18 protein-coding genes and 1 pseudogene are annotated in these 18,400 nt (G+C 73.1%); 12 read left to right on the top strand and 7 right to left on the bottom strand.

Annotated features, from left to right (window positions below; all coding sequences use genetic code 11):
• Window positions 1-171: 171 nt before the first annotated feature.
• Both ACGFI9_RS08605 and ACGFI9_RS08600 read right to left on the bottom strand, forming a co-directional pair.
• Window positions 172-1,548 (bottom strand): hypothetical protein, encoded by a 1,377-nt coding sequence (locus tag ACGFI9_RS08605; RefSeq protein ID WP_393176431.1) that lies wholly within the window; start codon window positions 1,546-1,548, stop codon window positions 172-174.
• A gap of 112 nt (window positions 1,549-1,660) precedes the next feature.
• Window positions 1,661-3,169, bottom strand: coding sequence for a C40 family peptidase (locus ACGFI9_RS08600; RefSeq protein WP_393176429.1), 1,509 nt, complete (start codon window positions 3,167-3,169; stop codon window positions 1,661-1,663).
• Between the two features lie 241 nt (window positions 3,170-3,410).
• On the opposite strand from ACGFI9_RS08600, the gene mqnE reads away from it, so the two are divergent.
• From mqnE to ACGFI9_RS08580, 4 genes are all read left to right on the top strand, one after another.
• Window positions 3,411-4,580, top strand: a complete 1,170-nt coding sequence (gene mqnE, locus ACGFI9_RS08595) for an aminofutalosine synthase MqnE (protein ID WP_393176427.1) — start codon at window positions 3,411-3,413, stop codon at window positions 4,578-4,580.
• Window positions 4,581-4,588: 8 nt separating this feature from the next.
• Window positions 4,589-5,017: a hypothetical protein gene (locus ACGFI9_RS08590; RefSeq protein ID WP_393176425.1), complete on the top strand. Its 429-nt coding sequence runs from the start codon at window positions 4,589-4,591 to the stop codon at window positions 5,015-5,017.
• A gap of 29 nt (window positions 5,018-5,046) precedes the next feature.
• Window positions 5,047-5,328, top strand: coding sequence for a DUF4229 domain-containing protein (locus ACGFI9_RS08585; protein ID WP_393176423.1), 282 nt, complete (start codon window positions 5,047-5,049; stop codon window positions 5,326-5,328).
• Window positions 5,329-5,390: 62 nt separating this feature from the next.
• Entirely contained in the window at window positions 5,391-5,879 is a 489-nt protein-coding gene (locus ACGFI9_RS08580; protein ID WP_393176421.1) for a hypothetical protein, read from the top strand.
• A gap of 108 nt (window positions 5,880-5,987) precedes the next feature.
• Here the strand turns inward: ACGFI9_RS08580 and ACGFI9_RS08575 are convergent, their stop codons facing one another.
• Window positions 5,988-7,328, bottom strand: a complete 1,341-nt coding sequence (locus tag ACGFI9_RS08575; protein ID WP_393176419.1) for a C39 family peptidase — start codon at window positions 7,326-7,328, stop codon at window positions 5,988-5,990.
• Window positions 7,329-7,357: 29 nt separating this feature from the next.
• Complete coding sequence (locus ACGFI9_RS08570; protein ID WP_393176417.1) at window positions 7,358-8,695, bottom strand: C39 family peptidase; 1,338 nt, start codon at window positions 8,693-8,695, stop codon at window positions 7,358-7,360.
• A 205-nt stretch (window positions 8,696-8,900) separates the two neighbouring features.
• Here ACGFI9_RS08570 and ACGFI9_RS08565 point away from each other — a divergent pair.
• From ACGFI9_RS08565 to ACGFI9_RS08550, 4 genes and pseudogenes are all read left to right on the top strand, one after another.
• Window positions 8,901-10,205 (top strand): annotated as a pseudogene (locus ACGFI9_RS08565) (M14 family metallopeptidase); the annotation flags it as partial.
• Window positions 10,206-10,521: 316 nt separating this feature from the next.
• Window positions 10,522-11,460 carry an ABC transporter substrate-binding protein gene (locus ACGFI9_RS08560; RefSeq protein WP_393176415.1) on the top strand — a complete coding sequence of 313 codons (939 nt, stop codon included), beginning with the start codon at window positions 10,522-10,524 and terminating at the stop codon, window positions 11,458-11,460.
• A gap of 71 nt (window positions 11,461-11,531) precedes the next feature.
• Window positions 11,532-12,605 (top strand): FecCD family ABC transporter permease, encoded by a 1,074-nt coding sequence (locus tag ACGFI9_RS08555; protein ID WP_393176677.1) that lies wholly within the window; start codon window positions 11,532-11,534, stop codon window positions 12,603-12,605.
• Window positions 12,602-13,375 (top strand): ABC transporter ATP-binding protein, encoded by a 774-nt coding sequence (locus ACGFI9_RS08550; protein WP_393176413.1) that lies wholly within the window; start codon window positions 12,602-12,604, stop codon window positions 13,373-13,375. The genes ACGFI9_RS08555 and ACGFI9_RS08550 overlap by 4 nt, the downstream gene beginning before the upstream one ends.
• Before the next feature lie 120 nt (window positions 13,376-13,495).
• On the opposite strand, the gene ACGFI9_RS08545 is transcribed toward ACGFI9_RS08550, so the two are convergent.
• The 3 genes from ACGFI9_RS08545 to ACGFI9_RS08535 form a co-directional block, all read right to left on the bottom strand.
• Entirely contained in the window at window positions 13,496-14,254 is a 759-nt protein-coding gene (locus ACGFI9_RS08545; RefSeq protein WP_393176411.1) for a VOC family protein, read from the bottom strand.
• Between the two features lie 115 nt (window positions 14,255-14,369).
• Window positions 14,370-15,107: an ABC transporter permease gene (locus tag ACGFI9_RS08540; RefSeq protein ID WP_393176409.1), complete on the bottom strand. Its 738-nt coding sequence runs from the start codon at window positions 15,105-15,107 to the stop codon at window positions 14,370-14,372.
• Between the two features lie 11 nt (window positions 15,108-15,118).
• On the bottom strand, window positions 15,119-16,006 hold the full coding sequence (locus tag ACGFI9_RS08535; protein WP_393176407.1) for an ABC transporter ATP-binding protein: 888 nt from the start codon (window positions 16,004-16,006) through the stop codon (window positions 15,119-15,121).
• A 161-nt stretch (window positions 16,007-16,167) separates the two neighbouring features.
• On the opposite strand from ACGFI9_RS08535, the gene ACGFI9_RS08530 reads away from it, so the two are divergent.
• Genes ACGFI9_RS08530 through ACGFI9_RS08515 form a run of 4 tightly spaced genes read left to right on the top strand, consistent with a single transcriptional unit; the run spans window position 16,168 to window position 18,394 of the window.
• On the top strand, window positions 16,168-16,488 hold the full coding sequence (locus tag ACGFI9_RS08530) for a hypothetical protein (protein ID WP_393176405.1): 321 nt from the start codon (window positions 16,168-16,170) through the stop codon (window positions 16,486-16,488).
• A gap of 9 nt (window positions 16,489-16,497) precedes the next feature.
• On the top strand, window positions 16,498-17,424 hold the full coding sequence (locus ACGFI9_RS08525) for a WXG100 family type VII secretion target (RefSeq protein WP_393176403.1): 927 nt from the start codon (window positions 16,498-16,500) through the stop codon (window positions 17,422-17,424).
• A gap of 9 nt (window positions 17,425-17,433) precedes the next feature.
• Window positions 17,434-17,790 carry a YbaB/EbfC family nucleoid-associated protein gene (locus tag ACGFI9_RS08520; RefSeq protein WP_393176401.1) on the top strand — a complete coding sequence of 119 codons (357 nt, stop codon included), beginning with the start codon at window positions 17,434-17,436 and terminating at the stop codon, window positions 17,788-17,790.
• 4 nt (window positions 17,791-17,794) lie between these two features.
• Window positions 17,795-18,394 (top strand): hypothetical protein, encoded by a 600-nt coding sequence (locus ACGFI9_RS08515; protein WP_393176399.1) that lies wholly within the window; start codon window positions 17,795-17,797, stop codon window positions 18,392-18,394.
• The last annotated feature ends 6 nt before the right edge of the window (window positions 18,395-18,400 follow it).

Below are 18,400 nucleotides of genomic sequence, written 5' to 3'. Positions count from 1 at the left end.
GCGGGGCGCATCTTCGCGATGGCCCGCCGCAGCGCCGTACGCCGCCGATTCGCCCGCAAGATCGCCCATGGGCGCGCGATCGGCGCGCCGGGTCAGTGATCTCCACAAGTGTACGGCGGCGTGGCGGGACCGCCACCGCGCCGCGATCCCGTAGTGGGCGGGCTCACCCCGTCACTTGTCGAGCATGTTGCCCGTGATGCCACTCAACGCGTCGTTCGCCAGGAAGACCACCAGCAGGCTGATCGCGATCAGCAGGCCCAGCGCGGCGGCCAGCACGATCACCACCCGGGTGTTGCTGGACCGGGTCGCCGGGGCGTCCTCGGCCCAACCCTGGGCGAGGATGTGCCCGGTCAGCGAGCCGGAGTTGTCCAGCGGGTTGCTGTGCGGGAGCGAGACCGTCGCGAAGCCCGGCCCGTCGGTGCCCCCGTACGCGGTGCCGGCCAGGTCGGGGCCGCCCTGGTAGGCCGGCCGGGTGGCCGGCGGAGGGCTGGCCTGGTACGCGCCGCCGCTCACCGTGGGGCTGGTCGACGGTGGCCAGCTGGGCAGGGCGGGCGCCGGCACCACGGGCGGAGCGGAGACGGGCGGGACCGGCGGGGCGGAGACCGGCGCGCTCGCCCGGGCCGCCGGCACGCGCCCGGCCGCCGGGGTGGCGGGCGGCGGCGGGAACGGCGGAGCCGGCATCGGCCCGGGCGGCGGCGGGGGCGGCGGCACGGGCGGGGCCGGCGGCGGTACCGGCGGCCCGGGCAGCGGCGGGACCGGTGCCGGCGGGGTGGGCCCGGGTGGCGGCGTGGGGACCGGCGGAACCGGGCCCGGCGGCGGGGCGGGCACCGGCGGGGTCGGCCGGAACGGGGGCTCGGGCTCCGGGACCGGGGGTGCCGGCGACGGCGGGGTCGGACCCGGTACCGGCGTCGGTGCCGGCTCGGGCTCCGGACCGGGGGGCGGCGGGGGCTGCGCGGGCTCCGGCGGCTGGGCCGGCTCGGGCGGCTCGGGGTTGACCGGTCCGGCGCGGTAGACCTTCGCGCCGCCGGCCTTCGCCACCCCCGCCGCGGCGACCTCGTCCGCCGAGACCCGGCTCAGTCCCGGCACGGCGGCGCTGGCCCGCGCCGGGGCGCCGGCCTCGGCCGCGGGTGCCGAGGATTCCGCGTCGGGCCCTGAGGTCCCGGCACCCGCGTCGTCGCCGGCAGCGGAGCCGGTGCCGACGGGGCCGACCGGGGGCTTCGACGCGCCGGGGCGTTCGGCGGCGGCGAACGCCGACCACGTCGAGGCCGTGACCGGGGCGACCGGCTCACGTCGCGGCAGGGGCGCGGCGGGCTCCGCCGGGGTGCCCGCCCGGTACGTCCTGGGGGTGGCCGGGGTGCCCGAACGCTCCTCCGCCGCCGGCGGTACGGCCGCGCCGGCGACGCTGACCCGGGCCCGCGCCACCACGGCGGCTCCCGCCGCAGCGGCCGCCTGCCCCGGTTGGTCGACGCCCGGGTCGGCCGGACGGTCGACGGGGTCGGGCGCGGATCCCGGGTGGACCGTCTCCGCCGGAACCTCTCGCTCGCCCATGCTCGCCCCTCCACGGCAACGCTCGCCCCCGGACCGTGGCGTCGGTCGGGAGTGCCTGGCTCTCACCGTGCCACATTCCGACCCGGCCGCACAGTCGGAGTGGACGGTTGGGTCAGCCGGCGCTGCTCGTGGCGGACGCGGTGGTGTCCGCCGTGCTCGTCGACGGGTCGGTGGAGCCGGCGGAGCTGTTCGTCGGGCTCGGCCCGCTCGTCGTGCCGGTCGGCGACGGGGACGGCGAGTCGGAGGGGGTGGGCGACGGGGACGGCGAGGTCGACGGGCTCGGCGACGGCGAGGTCGGCGTCGGCGACGGCGTGGTGGGCCTCGGGGACGGCGAGGTCGGCTTGGGCGACGGCGAGGTGGGCGTCGGCTTCGGCGTCTTCGACGGGCTCGGCGTCGGGGTGGGGGTGACCGGGGCGGGCACCGCGCCGACCACCCGGGTGGCGGCGAAGAGCCGGCTCCACCGGACCACCGAGATCTTCACGACGTCCCCGGTCCGCGGCGCCTCGACCATCCTGCCGTTGCCGATGTACATGGCGACGTGGTGGATGCTCGTCCAGCTGCTACCGGAGGCGAAGAAGAGCAGGTCACCGGGGAGCAGCGCGTTCGGGTCGACGGTCCGCGAGCGGGTGGCGTAGTACTGGTCGCGGGAGACCCGGGGCAGGCCGTGGTAGCCGGCCGCCTGGTAGGAGGCGAGCACCAGGCCGGAGCAGTCGAAGCGGTCCGGCCCCTCGGCCGCCCAGAGGTACGGGTCGCCGAGCTGGGCGAGGGCGTAGCGCACGGCGGCCAGCGCCGTCGGGTGGGCGACCATCCCGCTGACGCTCTGGTTGATCACGTACGAGTTGCCGAGCTCCTGCTCGGCGGCGTCCTGGCGCCGCTCGATCTCGAGCAGCCGCGCGGCGTTGTCCTTGCGCAGCTTGAGCAGGGCGGCTTCCTGCCGGTGCAGGTCCGCCTCGGCCTTGGTGTACTCGGCGACCTTCTCGGCCACGCGTCGCTCGGTCGCGGTGTACGCCTCGCGGGCCATCTGCTCCGCGGCGGTGGCCCGGGCCACCTCGCCGTCGACCGCGGTGGTCGCCCCTTCCGCCTTGTCGCCCCGGGTGATCCGCTGGAGGGCGGCGAGGTCGCGCAGGTCGTCGCCCCACTCGCCGGGCGGGAGCGCGGCGTCGGCCTTGACCGCGTCGGCGGCGGCGTTGCTCGCCTTCTCCTGGGCCTGGGCGAGCGCGTCCCGGGCCTGCTGGAGCGCGGCGGCGTCGAGGGCGAGCTGGGCCTGCGCGGCGTCGCGCTCGCTCTGGACCTTCTCCAGCGTCTCGCCGAGCTGGGCGACCAGCGTGTCGGCCTGGTTGATCTGGGCGATCAGCGGGCCGTCGGCCGGGTTGGTGACGCCGGGCGTGCTGCCGAGTCCGCCCGCGGTATATCCCGGCAGGCCGGGGATCTGGAGGCTGACCTGGGGCGGCCGGAGGCCGGCGTCGGGGACCGCGTCGGGCAGCGGGTCGGCCCAGGACGGGGTGGCGATCGCGGCGGCCGCGACCATTCCGAGCAGCGCGGACCAGAGCTTCGGGCGCAGCACCGGTGAGACCACCGGCCCCTTGCGTCGCTGCCGTCGGCCCCGCCTGCTGTCGACCATTCCGCTCCCCGTCCGGTCTGGTGGCTTCCGCGCTCGGTGCGCGCGGTGAGCCGGGACGGTACCAGTGTGTGTTCCGCCCCATCCTGTCTTACCTCACGGACGCAGGGATGTCGATGCGCGGAGGGTGACGATCGCCCGGCCGTCCGGTGAAGTACGCCGCTGGGGTTGACCGGGCCGCCGGCCGGTCGGTGGAGCGACGTACGCTCGACCGGGACCGCAGGTGGAAGGGACGTGGCTTTCGATGGACGCCGGACTCAAGCGCGAGCTCGAGGCGAAGGTCTACGCAGGGGAGCGGCTGACCCGCGAGGACGGGATCGCCCTCTACGAGAGCGACGACCTGGCCTGGCTCGGGCGGCTGGCCCACCACAAGCGCACCGAGCTGAACGGCGACCGGGTGATGTTCAACGTCAACCGGCACCTGAACCTCACCAACGTCTGCTCCGCCTCGTGCGCGTACTGCTCGTTCCAGCGCAAGCCGGGTGAGAAGGACGCCTACACGATGCGCATCGACGAGGCGGTCCGTAAGGCCAAGGAGATGGAGGACGAGCAGCTCACCGAGCTGCACATCGTCAACGGCCTGCACCCGACGCTGCCCTGGCGCTACTACCCGAAGGTGCTGCGCGAGCTGAAGGCCGCGCTGCCGAACGTCAACCTCAAGGCGTTCACCGCGACCGAGGTGCAGTGGTTCGAGAAGATCAGCGGGCTGAGCGCCGACGAGATCCTCGACGAGCTGATGGACGCCGGCCTGGAGTCGCTGACCGGCGGCGGCGCGGAGATCTTCGACTGGGAGGTCCGGCAGCACATCGTCGACCACGCCTGCCACTGGGAGGACTGGTCGCGGATCCACCGGCTGGCCCACTCGAAGGGCATGAAGACCCCGTCGACCATGCTCTACGGCCACATCGAGGAGCCCCGGCACCGGGTCGACCACGTGCTGCGGCTGCGCGAGCTGCAGGACGAGACGGGCGGCTTCCAGGTCTTCATCCCGCTGCGCTACCAGCACGACTTCGTCGACTCGGCGGACGGCAAGATCCGTAACCGGATCCAGGCCCGCACCACGATGGCCTCGCCGGCCGAGTCGCTGAAGACCTTCGCCGTCTCCCGGCTGCTCTTCGACAACGTGCCGCACGTCAAGTGCTTCTGGGTGATGCACGGTCTCTCCGTGGCCCAGCTGTCGTTGAACTTCGGTGTGGACGACCTCGACGGCTCGGTCGTGGAATACAAGATCACCCACGACGCCGACTCGTACGGCACGCCGAACACCATGCACCGGGACGACCTGCTGCACCTGATCTGGGACGCCGGCTTCCGCCCGGTCGAGCGGAACACCCGCTACGAGACCGTCCGCGAGTACGACGCGGCCCCGTCGCTGGCCGAGCGCCGCGCCGAGCCGCAGCAGGTCTGGGCCTGACCGCGCCGATGAGCACCGAGGAGCCGCAGCGCAGCTTCCCCCGACGGGACGCCGAGGGACGCATCCTCACCCTGGGCGACCTGCTCGGGGTGAGCCTCGCCGGCCTCGTGATCGGGGTGTTGGCGCTGGTGCTCTTCGAGTGGGCGTTCGCCACCCTGGGCGGGGGCGGGTTCGGGCGTACCAACGGCTGGCTGGCCGTCATCCTGCCGGTCTGGCTCTTCTGGGACGACTTCCGGGCCTGGGAGTTCGGTGCGGCCCGGGTGGTGGCGGCGCTGGCCGGGCTCGCGCTCGGGGTGTTCGCGGGGCTGGTCGCGGCCGGTCTCGCCACCGGGCTGCCGCCGCTGGCCTCCGGCGCGCTGGCCGCGGCGGTCTTCACCGTGGTCTACGCGGTGGTCTGGTTTCCTGGCGTCCACTGGCTGGCCCGGCGTACGGGCTGAGCCGTGACGGAGAACGGAGTAGTACGAGCGTGAGTGCGGCGGTCAAGTACACGCTGGGCCGGATCGGGCTGTTCGTCGGCGTGCTGGCGGCCCTCTGGTTCGTCGAGATGAACATGTTCCTGCGGCTGATGCTGGCGCTGGTCTTCTCCGCCGCGCTCTCGTTCTTCCTGCTCAAGGGCTGGCGGGACGAGATGGCCGGGGAGATGGCCGAGGCGTCGGAGCGGCGCCGGGCGGAGAAGGAGCGGCTGCGGTCCGCGCTCGCCGGGGACGACCAGTCCACCGAGGACGAGAGCGGCGACCGCCGGAGCTGATCCACCCCCCGGCCGGGGAACGGGGCAGCGACGCTGGCCGATCCCGGCTAGGGTCGCTTCCCGTGTTCGAGAAGATCAGCAGTTGGCGGATGAAGTTCTTCCTCTGGGTGGGCCTGCCGGTCATCGCCGTGATGGGGCTGGCCTTCGCCGCACCTGACGTGGGTCCGGCGTGGCGGGCGAAGTCCGGGGCCGGCACGCCCGGCACCTTCACCGCCGTGCGGGAGGAGTGCGGCAGGCGGAGCTGCACGTGGCACGGCGACTTCGTCCCGAGCGGCGGCGGCGCCGCCCGCAAGGACGTCATCCTCTACGACGAGCCGGCGGGCCTGACGACGGGCGGCACCACGGCGGCCCGCGACACCGGGGCCGGCAAGGGGGTCTTCTCCACCGCCGGCGGCAGCACCTGGCTGCTGGTCACCGGCTTCGCCGCGGGCGGGGCGCTCGCCGCGATCGGCTGGGTGGTCCTGATCGTCCGGACGGTTCTCGGCCGCCGGCGTCCGGACGAGGACGAGGCCATCATCGACCGGCTCGCGCGCAAGCCGGTCCAGAGCTGAGACCGGTGCCGGAGTCCTCCGCCGCAGCCGGCCAAGGGCTCTGCCACCGGCCCTGAGGCCGACGGGCCCGGCGTCGCCCCCCGAGGGAGCGGCGCCGGGCCCGTCCGGTCACCAGTTGGTCGAGCCCGGCACCACCGGCCAGGCCCGGTCCGCCGGCTTGATCAGGTACGCGATGCCGCCCGAGCCGGAGGCCACGGTGCCGTTCGCCCGGTGCCGCTTGGTACGCAGCCAGATCTGCTCGAACTGCGCGCGCTTGTAGACGTTGCGCACCGCGTCGTTCGAGGACGACGCGGGGTCGTTGACGATCACGTCACCGTCGGCGGTGAAGCCGACGATCACGAAGAGGTGCCCGGAGGTGCCGTAGTTCGCCCCGTCCAGCTCGCTGGCGAGGAAGGACTGGCTGGTCACGACCGGGATGCCGGCCTTGATGAAGCGCTCCACCTCGTCCAGCGAGTGCAGCCGGGTGACCCGCGCGTCCAGGCCCGGGAAGCTGGCCGCGTACGCGGTGTTGAACGGCCAGTTGCCGGCGCCCTCGTACTCGTAGTCGTAGGTCATCCGGGCGGCGTGGTCGACCGTCGGGTCGGCGTAGCTCGGGTCGACCCAGGCGGTGTCCTCGGCCGAGGGCTTCCGGCCCCAGTACTCGACCACCATCTCGGTCGAGGTGGGGGAGCACCAGGCCTCGCCGCCGTTGTCGAACTCGGGGTACTCGCCGATGTGGATGTTCTGCGAGTAGCGCGGCACGGGCAGCTCGGTGCCCCAGGCGATCCCGCCCTTGCTCGGCGTGACGGTGAACCGGTCCGGCACGTTCGAGCTCATCGCGCCGAGCATCCAGACCCGGGGCGAGGCGGCCTGCCCCGGTGCCCGGTAGAGGGTCAGCCGGAGCTGGTACGACCGCAGCAGCACGCCCTTCGTGGCGTCGTCGATGGAGAAGGTGTCGGTCCAGATGGTCGACCAGGGGTCGCCCTGACCGTCCAGGGTGGCCCGCTTGATGTCCTGGTCGCCGGAGGCCCAGCGGCCCATCACGTACCAGGGGGTCTGCGCGCCGGTGTTGTAGGTGCCGTGCAGCTCGACCTGGAGCCAGGTGCCGGGCGGGGTCTCGGCGTTCCACGAGGCCACCAGCTCGGTGGCGTCGAAGCCGATCTGCTGCTCCGGCGAGGTCCAGGTGGCGTACTCCCAGGTGCGGGTGGCGCCGGTGTGCTCGTCGGTGAACTCGGTGGTGCCGGCCGGCTGGGCGATGGTGACGCCGGTGCGGTACCCCGGGATGGCGTACGTGCCCTGGTGGGTGCCGTCACGCCAGTCGGGATACTTCGAGAACTCGTGGAAGGTGATCTGCTCGTCGTGCGCCACGACGGGCAGGTTGTTGTCGGCGTGGGCGGGGGCCGCCGCGCCGAGCAGGGTGAGCGCGGCGACGCCGACGAGGGCGACCGCGCGCAGGGCTGGTCTGACCATGGGAACTCCGGAGGATGTGAGGGGATGGATCACCAGTTGCTGGACCCGGCCACGGACGGCCAGGCCACGTCGGTCGGCTTGATCAGGTAGACGATCCCGCCGGAACCGCTGCCGGTGCCGCCGCTGGCGGTGGTCCGCCTGGTCCGCAGCCAGATCTGCTCGAACTGGTCGCGCCGGTAGACGTGCCGCACGGCGGCGTCGCTGGGGGAGGCCGGGTCGTTCGCGATCACGTCGCCGGTGGCGGTGAAGCCGATCACCACCATCAGGTGGCCGGCGGTGCCGTAGCCGGCCCCGTCCAGCTCGCTGGCGAGGAAGGACTGGCTGGTCACCACGGGGATGCCGGCGGCGATGAAGTGCTCCAGCTCGTCCAGCGAGTGCAGCCGGGTCACCTTCGCCTCGAGGCCCGGGAAGCTGGCCGCGTACGCGGTGTTGAAGGGCCAGTTGCCGGCGCCCTGGTACTGGTAGTCGTAGGTCATCCGGGCGGCGTGGTCGACGGTCGGGTCGGCGTAGCTGGGGTCCACCCAGGACGTGTCGGCCGGGGACGGCTTCCGGCCCCAGTACTCGACCACCATCTCCGTGGAGGTCGGCGAGCACCACGCCTCGCCGCCGCCGTCGTACTCGGGGTACTGCCCGGCGTGGATCTCCTGCGAGTAGCGCGGCACGGCCAGCTCGGTGCCCCAGGCGATCCCGCCCGCGCTCGGCGCGACGGTGAACCGGTCCGGGACGTTCGAACTCATCGCGCCGACCGAGCGGAGCACCGGCGAGACGGTCAGCGCCGGGTCGCGGTAGAGGGTGACCCGGAGCTGGTACGCCCGCAGCAGCACGCCGGCACTCGGGTTGTTGACGGCGAAGGTGTCGGTCCAGACGCTGGAGGTCTTGTCCCCCTGCTTGTCGACGCTGGTCCGCTTGATGTCGCCGTCGCCGGACGCCCAGCGGCCCATGACGTACCAGGGGGTTTGCGTGCCGGTGGTGTAGGTGCCCTGGAGCTCGACCTGGAGCCAGGTGCCGGCCGGGGTGTCGGCGTTCCACGAGGCGATCAGTTCGGTGGCGCCGAAGCCGACCTCGGTGAGCGGCGAGGTCCACGTCCCATACGTCCAGGTGCGCCGGGTGCCAGTGTGCGGGTCCCGGTAAAGGGTGGTGCCGATCGGGGTGCCGAGGGTGAGGCCGGCGGTGGTGGCGGTGGTGCCCGCGGCGGTCCCTGTCGACCAGCCGGCACCGGACCAGCCCTGCCAGGTGATCTGTTCGTCGTGGGTGACGGCGGTGCCGCCGCCGGCCGGCTTCCCGGCGACGGCGGGACTCGTGGTGCCGAGGAGGGCGAGCGCGGTGACGCCGGCGGCGGCGACGGCGCGCAGGGAGGTCAGTGCCATGGCAACTCCACAGGTGAGCGACATCGTTGCCGTTCACTGTCGCGCCTGGAAGGAAGTTTCGCCAGAGGTCAACGCATGGAAAATCATTGCCGAGGTGAGGATCCGGTCGGGATGGACCTAGGCAGTGATGAATATTGATATGACCATGTGACTCCTGGTGAAGTGTGCGGACAGCGGGATCTCCCGTACCCCGAGGAGGTTGTCCATGGCCTTCCGCACGTCCCAGCTCCGCCGCCGGCTGGCGCTCGCCGCCGCCGTCGGCCTGACCCTCGTCACCGCCGTCACCGGACCGGCCTCCGCACGGCCGGCCCCCGAACCCGAACCGGCCGCCACCGCGTACCGGGTGGTCGGGCCGCGTACCCTCGCCGACCGGACCGCCGTCGCACGCACCGGCGCCGCCATCGACCACGTCGAGGACGGCCGGCTGTACGTCTCGGCCACCCGCAGCGAGGCGGCCGCCATCACCCGCCTCGGCTTCCGGCTGGAACGCGAGACCACCCCCGCCCCGTCGGGCGAGGCCGGCGCCTACGCCTTCCCGCCCGCCGACTCGAACTACCACGACTACGCGGAGTTGACCGCGGTGGTGAACCAGGTGGTCGCCGACCATCCGGCCATCGCCCGGAAACTCAGCATCGGCACCTCGTACCAGGGCCGGGACCTGATGGCGGTGAAGATCTCCGACAACGTCGGCACCGACGAGAGCGAGCCGGAGATCCTCTTCAACGCCCAGCAGCACGCCCGCGAGCACCTGACCGTCGAGATGGCGATCTACCTGCTCAACCTCTTCACCGACAGCTACGGCACCGACTCCCGGATCACCGGCATCGTCAACTCCCGGGAGATCTGGATCGTCCCCACGGTCAACCCGGACGGCAGCGAGTACGACATCGCCACCGGCTCCTACCGGTCCTGGCGGAAGAACCGGCAGCCCAACAGCGGCTCCTCGTACGTCGGCACCGACCTGAACCGGAACTGGTCCTACCAGTGGGGCTGCTGCGGCGGCTCGTCCGGCTCGACGTCGTCGGAGACCTACCGGGGCCCCTCCGCGTTCTCCGCCCCGGAGACCGCGGCGCTGCGCAACTTCGTCAACAGCCGGGTGGTCGGCGGCGTGCAGCAGATCAAAGCGAACATCGACTTCCACACCTACTCGCAGCTGGTGCTCTGGCCGTACGGGTACACGTACAGCAACACCGCCACCGGCATGAACGCCGACCAGTACAACACCTTCGCCACCATCGGCCGGCAGATGGCGGCGACGAACGGCTACACCCCGGAGCAGTCCAGCGACCTCTACATCGCCGACGGCACCAGCATCGACTGGATGTGGGGCGTCCACCGGATCTGGGCGTACACCTTCGAGATGTACCCGGGCTCGGCCTCCGGCGGCGGCTTCTACCCGCCCGACGAGGTGATCCCCGCGCAGACCTCGCGCAACAAGGAGGCGGTCCTGCTGCTCTCCGAGTACGCCGACTGCCCGTACCGGGCGATCGGCAAGCAGAGCACCTACTGCTGATCCCGCCGCCGTGAATCCGTGGGTGGGGCCCCGCAGGGGCCCCACCCACCCCTCCCGTCCGGACGATCTCCGCTGGTCGTGCGCTACCGTGCTACCGACCAACCCGCAGCGAAGCCGGTGCGAAACCGGTGCTGTCCCGCAACTGTGATGCCCCGCACGGCGTCGGCCTCCGGCCGCCACCGGGAGCGGGGACGAGCCAGGTCGCCTGCGGTCGGTCGCGACACGCGCTCTCGAGGAAGGGCGCCTCGCGGACGGGCCGCCCCGGCGCTCCCTGTCGGCGAAGCACCACACTCCTCGACCGACAGGAGGACCGATGTCCAGACGTACCCCCCGGCTCTTCGCCGCCGCCCTCGCGGTCGGCGCGCTGCTCCTCGGCGGCTGCGCCGAGAAGACCGCCACCGACACCCCCGCCGCCGGCAGCAGCTCGGCGGCCGCCAGCTTCCCGGTCACGGTCGGCAAGCTGACCCTGGAGAAGCGCCCGGAGAAGATCGTCTCGCTCTCGCCCAGCGCGACCGAGATGCTCTTCGCCATCGGCGCCGGCAAGCAGGTCACCGCCGTCGACGACCAGTCGAACTACCCGCCGGACGCGCCGAAGAGCGACCTGTCCGGTTTCCAGCCGAACGCCGAGGCGATCGCCGGCAAGAGCCCCGACCTGGTGGTGCTCTCGAACGACACCAACAAGATCGTCGACCAGCTCACCACGCTGAAGATCCCGGTGCTGCTCACCCCGGCGGCGACCACGCTGGACGACACGTACCAGCAGATCACCGACCTGGGGAAGCTCACCGGCCACCCGGCTGAGGCGGACGCGGTCACCAAGAAGATGAGGGACGACATCGCGGCGCTCACCAAGGACCTGCCGCAGCGGGCGAAGAAGCTCACCTACTACCACGAGCTGGGCCCGGAGCTGTACAGCGCGACCAGCAAGACCTTCATCGGCTCGATCTACGCCCTCGCCGGGCTGGAGAACATCGCCGACCCGGCGGACGCCGACGGGAAGAACGGCGGCTACCCGCAGCTGTCCCAGGAGGTCATCGTCAAGGCCAACCCGGACTTCGTCTTCCTGGCCGACACCAAGTGCTGCAAGCAGACCCCGGACACCGTCAAGGCGCGCGCCGGCTGGGCCGGCGTCACCGCGGTGAAGAACAACCAGATCGTCGCCCTCGACGACGACATCGCCTCCCGCTGGGGCCCGCGCGTGGTCGACCTGCTCAAGGCGATCGTCGACGCCACGGCCAAGGTGCCGGCCTGAGCCTGACCGTGCGGCCAGCGGAACCGACCGACCGACCGGCCGGGGCGCGCGAGGCGTCCCGGCCGGCCGGCCTGCCCCCGGCCGGATCGGGTGCGACGGTCCGGCCGGCCGGGCTGCGTACCCGCTGGCTGCTCGCCGGCCTCGCCGCGGTGCTGGTCGCGCTGGTCGCCGGGGTGTCGCTCGGCCCGGTCAGCCTGCCGCCCGGCAGCGTGGCCGCCGAACTGCTCAACCTGCTGCCCGGGGTGCACCTGGACAGCGGGCTCACCGAGCGGGAGATCGCCATCGTCACCGAGCTGCGGCTGCCCCGGGTCGTGCTCGGCCTGCTCGTCGGCGGGCTGCTCGCCCTGGCCGGCGGCTGCTACCAGGGCGTCTTCCGCAACCCGCTGGCCGACCCGTACCTGCTCGGCGTGGCGGCCGGCGCCGGGCTCGCGGTCACCGCGGTGATCGCGCTGGGCGCCGGAGCCGGCGGGGCGATCACCGGGATGCCGGTCACCATCCCGCTCGCCGCGTTCGTCGGGTCGCTCGGCGCGGTCGCCATGACGTACGGGCTCGGCGCGGCCGGCGGGCGGGACCGGTCACCGGCCACGCTGATCCTGGCCGGGGTGGCGGTCTCGGCGTTCCTCGCCGCCGGGCAGACGTATCTGCTGCAACGGCACTCCGAGAGCATCCAGCAGGTCTACTCCTGGCTGCTCGGCCGGCTGGCCACCGCCGGCTGGCACGACGTCCGGCTGGTCCTGCCGTACTTCGTGCTCACCGCGGTGGTGGTGCTGCTGCACCGGCGCGAACTGGACGTGCTCTCGGTCGGCGACGACGAGGCGACCAGCCTCGGCCTGCACCCGCAGCGCTCCCGCTACCTGCTGATCGCCGCCGCCTCGCTGGGCACCGCCGCCGCGGTCTCCGCCTCCGGCCTGATCGGCTTCGTCGGCATCATCGTGCCGCACACCGTCCGGCTGCTCGCCGGCTCCAGCTACCGGGTGATCCTGCCGCTGTCGATGCTCTTCGGCGGGGCGTTCCTGGCGCTGACCGACGTGGTCGCCCGGACCGCCGCCGCCCCGGCCGAGATCCCGATCGGTGTGGTCACCGCGCTGCTCGGCGGCCCGTTCTTCGTCCTGGTGCTGCGTACCTCCCGGCGGGTGTTCACATGACCGCCGTCGAGGTGCGGGACCTGCGGGTCGAGCTGGGCGGCACGCCGATCCTGGCCGGCGTGGACCTGACCGTCGCCGTGGGCGAGTGGGTCACCGTGATCGGTCCGAACGGCGCCGGCAAGTCGACCCTGCTGCGCGCCGTCGGCGGCCTGCTGCCCGCGCCCGGCGCGGTCTCCCTCTTCGGTACGCCCATCCAGTCGCTGCGCCGCCGGGACCGGGCCCGAGTTGTCGCCACGGTGGCCCAGTCCCCGGTGGTGCCGGCCGGGATGTCGGTGCTCGACTACGTGCTGCTCGGGCGCACCCCGTACATCCCGCCGCTGGGCCGGGAGTCGGCGGCGGACCTGGCCGCGGTGCACGAGGTGCTGGACCGGCTGGACCTGGCCGCGTTCGGTCGCCGGGAGCTGGCCACCCTGTCGGGCGGCGAACGGCAGCGGGTGTTCCTGGCCCGGGCGCTGGCCCAGGGCGCCACCCTGCTGCTGCTCGACGAGCCGACCAGCGCGCTGGACATCGGCCACCAGCAGGAGGTGCTGGAGCTGGTCGACCAGCTCCGCCGCGAGCACGAGCTGACCGTCCTGGCCACCATGCACGACCTCTCCGTCGCCGGCGAGTACGCCGACCGGATGGTGCTGCTCGCCGACGGCCGCGTCGCCGCCGTGGGCCCGCCCGGGGAGGTCCTCACCGAGCCCCTCCTCGCCCGGCACTACCGCGCCCACGTCCGCGTCGTCCAGGGCGACCACGGCCCCCTCGTCGTCCCCATCCGCCCCCGCTAACCCCCACCCCCCACCCCCCGCCTCGGCGATCTTGCACTTCTGGCTGCGGCAAAAAGGGCGAGATGGTGCGTATCGCCAACCACAACTGCAAGATCGGCGCGCGCTCGGCCGGGATGACGGTCAGCGGAGGGTGGTGATGGAGAAGAGGGCGCCCTGGGGGTCGCGGAGGGCGGCCGTGCGACCGGCGGGGTTGTCCCGGGGCGGGACGAGGATGGTGCCGCCCAGTTCGGCGGCGCGGGCGGCGGTGGCGTCCACGTCCTCGACCGCGAAGAAGACCGACCAGTACGCCGGCAAATCCTCGGGCAGCCGCTCCAACTGCGGCGTCATGCCGGCGACGATCCGCGCGCCGCAGCGCCAGCCGGTGTACGTGACCGGGCCGACCGGCCGCTCCTCCGGGTGCCAGCCGAAGACCAGCGCGTAGAAGTCCTTCGCGCCCTCCGGGTCCGGGGTGACCAGCTCGTTCCAGCACAACGACCCGGGCTCGTTGAACAGCTCCGCCCCGCGCATCGCCATCGGCTGCCAGACGCTGAACACCGCGCCCGCCGGGTCGGAGAGGACCGCCATCCGGCCCTGGTCGAAGACGTCGAACGGGGGGACCACCACCTGACCGCCGGCCGCCTCGACCCGGGTGGCCACCAGGTCCGCGTCATCGGTCGCCACGTACGTCGACCAGATCGGCACCTGGTCCGGGCTGGCCGGCGGGCCGGCCCCGGCGACGGCCCGGCCCGCCTTGAGGAACACGGTGTAGCCGCCGGCCGCCGGTTCCGGGGAGACCCGCCCGGTCCAGCCGAACAGCTGCGGGTAGAACCGCTTCGCGTCCTCCAGCCCCGGGGTGGCCAGGTCGGCCCAGCAGGGCGTGCCGGGCTCGACGCCGTTCACGTTGACCCCTCTCGCCGGTGGGCGGCCCGGTCGGCACGCCCTGCCGGCATCGTGGCACCGTCCGGCCGACCGCCGGGCGGGAATCGGACCAAGAACCCGCGCGCGGGCCCCTTCCTCAGGTGAAGCGCCGTCCCTCGTCCCGCCGGTACGCCCAGGCGGCGACCGCCCCGAGCAGCACCACCCAGACGCCCAGCATCGACAGGGCGAGCGGGTCCGGTCGCCAGTCGGTGGCGGCCGCCCACATCAGCTCCACCGCGCCCCGGGTGGGCAGGTAGGGGGCGATCGCCCGGATGAAGCCCGGCGCGTCGTCCGGGCCGGAGAGCAGGCCCCCGCCGAACGCCAGCGGGAAGAAGATGAGCTGCGCGACCACGATCGCCGCCTTGCTCGGCATCGAGTAGCCGATGGCCAGGCCCAGCAGGGTGAACGGTACGGAGATCACCGCCACCGTCCCGACGGCGACCAGGAAGTCCAGCGGCGTGATCGCGGCGGCGGTCGCTACCGCGGCGATCACCACCACGGGCAGCATCGACACGTACGTCAGGACCAGGCCGGCCAGGATCCGGCCGGCGAAGCGCGGCACCGGGCCGGCCGGAAGGGTACGGGTGTAGGGGCTCCACGGCTGGACCCGGTCCTCGGCCACCCCGGCGCCGTACTGGAAGATGTTGGCGGTCAGCACCGAGAAGGTGACCATCGACGCGGTGGCGTAGGTGGCGCCCCGGGCGTCGTCGCCGGTGAACGGCACCACGAAGAAGATCATCGACGCGGCCGGGAAGAACGCGGCACCGAACACCGCGACCGGAATGCGGATGATTTCCAGCAACTGGTACTTGGCGTGGACCAGGGCGAGCGGCATCGGACGGGCTCCTAGGCGGTGACGGCGGTCGGCCGGTCGTCGGCGGTGATGGCGAGGAACGCCTCCTCCAGCGAGGTGGGCCGGACCTCCAGTTCCCGGAACGCCACCCCGGCGTGCACCAGGTCGCGGACGAGCTGGTCGGCGTCGGTGGTGAGCAGGTGGGTACGCCCCTCGGTGTGCTCGGTGGAGAGCACCCCGGGCAGCGGCGGCAGGTCGTCTGCGACCAGGCTGACCCGGCGTACGCCGACGATGCCCCGGACCGCGTCCACGGTGTCGTCGGCGAGCACCCGCCCGTGCCCGATCACCACCACCCGCTGCGCGAGCGCCTCCACCTCCTCCAGGTAGTGGCTGCTCAGCAGGACCGTGCCGCCCTCGGCGTGGAAGGCCCGGATCCCCTCCCAGAGGGCGTGCCGGGCCGCCACGTCCAGGCCGGTGGTGGGCTCGTCGAGGACCACCAGCCGGGGTCGGCCGACGAAGGCGAGGGCCACCGCGAGCCGTCGCCGTTGCCCGCCGGAGAGGCCGCCGGTCTGCCGGCGTACCTGGTCGGCGAGGTCGAACCGGTCGAGCAGCTCGGCCCGGGGCACCGGGTCGGGGAAGTGGGCGGAGACGAAGTCGACCACCTCGCCGACCCGGAGCGTGCCGGGGAGCCCGGTCTCCTGCGGGGTGACCCCGAGCTGCCGCCGGCTGGCCGCGTCGCGCGGGTCGCCGCCGAAGAGTTCCACCCGGCCGGCGGTGGGTCGGCGCAGCCCGACCAGCAGGTTGATCAGGGTGCTCTTGCCGGCGCCGTTCGGCCCGAGCAGGCCGACCAGCTCTCCGGCGCGGACGGTCAGGTCGACCCGGTCCAGGGCGAGCACATCGCCGTACCGGCGGCTGACCTGGTCGGCGCGGGCCAGGATCATGAGGGGCTCCTTCGTGGGGGTTGCGGTCCCCGGTTCCTGTCTATCGCGTCCGCGCCAGCCCCGTTGCCCCGCGGAGCGGCGACGATCGCCTACTGTGTATCTCCGTCGCCCGCGTCACACCGGGGGCGAGCGGCTGTCGACTGGACACTGGGGAGGGTCCTGTGACGAGTCCGAGCAAGAACCTGGACGTCCAACCGGAGGCGCTGCACGCCTTCGCCGCCGCCTCGCGGGACCGGGCGGGCCGGTTCCGGGCGCTGAACCGGGTCTTCAACGACGGGCACGTGCCCCGGCACGCCTTCGGCATCATGCCGGCGTCGTTCAGCCTCGCGGCCGCGTACGCGGAGCAGTTCGAGGCGTGCCTGACGGGGCTGGCGGAGGGGGCCGAGGTGATGGCCGACATCGCCGAGGGGATCAGCGACACCGCCGACGCGTACACCGGCACCGACGTGGGGACCACCGACCTGTTCGCGCCGGGCGCCTGAGGGGGATCGATGAGCACCGAGGCACTGCAGCGCAACAAGACCTACTTCGAGCAGATCGTGTCGGGCACCCCCGACCCGTTCAAGCCGCTCTCGCAGGCCGTGCTCTGGCCGTTCAACGAGCTGCTGGAACTGGTCGCCGGCGAGCCGGACGACCTGATGCAGGCGGCCCAGCTCGCGCTGACCACGGGTGAGGCGGTCCGGCAGATCGCCGGGGAGCAGGTCGCCGACCGGGCCCGGCTGCGCGGCGCCTGGGACGGCGACGCGGCGGAGAAGTTCCACGCCTCGATGGAGCAGGTCGAGGAGGCCATCGAGGAGCTGGCCAAGGGGCTGGACGGCACGAAGGAGGTGCTGGTCGACGCGGCGAACGCGGCGGTCGACGCGTTCAACCTCCTGGTCGAGCTGATCCTGGAGTTCCTGCTCTGGTTCCTGACCGAGGTGATCATCGCGGCCGTGGCCGCCTTCCTCAGCGCGGGTATCTCGCTGGCCGCCACGGTGGTCCGGGTGCTGGCCCGGCTGGCCACCACGGTCGGCCGGATGGTGAAGATCGTGGCCCGGTTCGCCGAGATCCTCACCAAGCTGGTCACCAAGCTGGAGAAGGTCGCCCAGCTGCTCACCAAGTACCGCAAGACCGTGATGGAGCTGCGCAAGGCCAAGAAGGCGTACCGGGCCTGGAACAAGTCCGGCTACACCAAGGAGGCGTTGCAGTTCAAGCTGAAGCGCACCGCGATCCTGTTCCCCGGCAAGTACGCGATCAACAAGGTGTCGCCGGTGAACGTGCCCGGCATCGGCGGCGCCCTGCTGGACACCGGCGTCGGCATGTACGACGTCTCCGACGGCCACAAGGACCGCAACTACCTGGTGGACGGCACGTACAAGGAGGACCTGGGTCCGTACACCCGGGGCGTGCAGAACGTCTTCGACTCGATCGTGAACTGAGAGGCAGCCATGACGTCCTTCCCCGCCCTGGACCGGATCGAGGCGCTGGCCCGCAACCTGGACGGGTGGCAGCGCGAGCTCGGCGCGCGGATGGCTGAGCTGGAGCAGAGCAGCGCCGAGGGGGTGAGCGACTCCGGCCTGGTCACCGTGACGGCCGCCGCCGACGGCAAGATCCTCTCCGCTGAGATCAACGCCCGGGCCATGCGGTTCGACTCGTACACCCTGGCCGAGGAGTTCACCGCCGCGGCCAACCGCGCCCAGGAGGCCGCCGCCGCCCGGGTCCGCGAGATCGTCGGCGAGGTCATGGGCAACGCGCCGGCCGCGGAGCGCCGCACCGACGACGACTACGGCTACGACCGATACTGAGCCGATGGACGGCACGAGTTACCTGGACCGGATCGGCCAGCTCGTCGAGCCGGGCGAGCGGGTGCTGGCGTACGCGCAGGCGGAGGTGGGCGGCGGAGTCACGCCCCCGCCGCCGCCGGACGAGGTGGCCCCGGACGCGCCCGGCCGGGCGACCGTCACCTCGGTGCTGCTCAACCTGCTCGTCCCGCTGGCGACCTGGGACCGCGGCGACCGGCTGGTGGACCTGATCGGCTGGGGGATCGCCGGCCGGGGCGCCCCCGGCTCGGCCGCCTCCCGGCTGCACCGGGCACTCCACCCGCCCCGCCCGGACGGGAAGCTGCGGCACACTCTGCTCGCCGTCACCGACCGGCGGCTGCTGGCCTGCGTCACCGGTGAGGTGAAGCTGCTGTCCAAGCGGGAGGACGACGAGCGGTCGCTGGCCGAGACCCGGGTCGCCTGGGCGGCGCCCCGGGCCGAGGTGGCCTCGGCCCGGGTGGGCTGGCACCGGCTCAACCCGAAGCGGCTGCGCATCGACTTCACCGACGGCTCCTGGCTGGCCTTCACCGTGCCGATCGCCGAGTCGGGCGCCCCGCTCCGCGCCCTCGCCGCCGCCCTCTCCGGCTGACCCGCC

Origin of the sequence: Micromonospora sp. NPDC048930 (assembly GCF_043197935.1) — a bacterium.
Lineage (GTDB): Bacteria > Actinomycetota > Actinomycetes > Mycobacteriales > Micromonosporaceae > Micromonospora.
The sequence above is the reverse complement of the archived record's forward strand: the minus strand, read 5'-3'. Positions and strand labels throughout refer to the sequence as shown.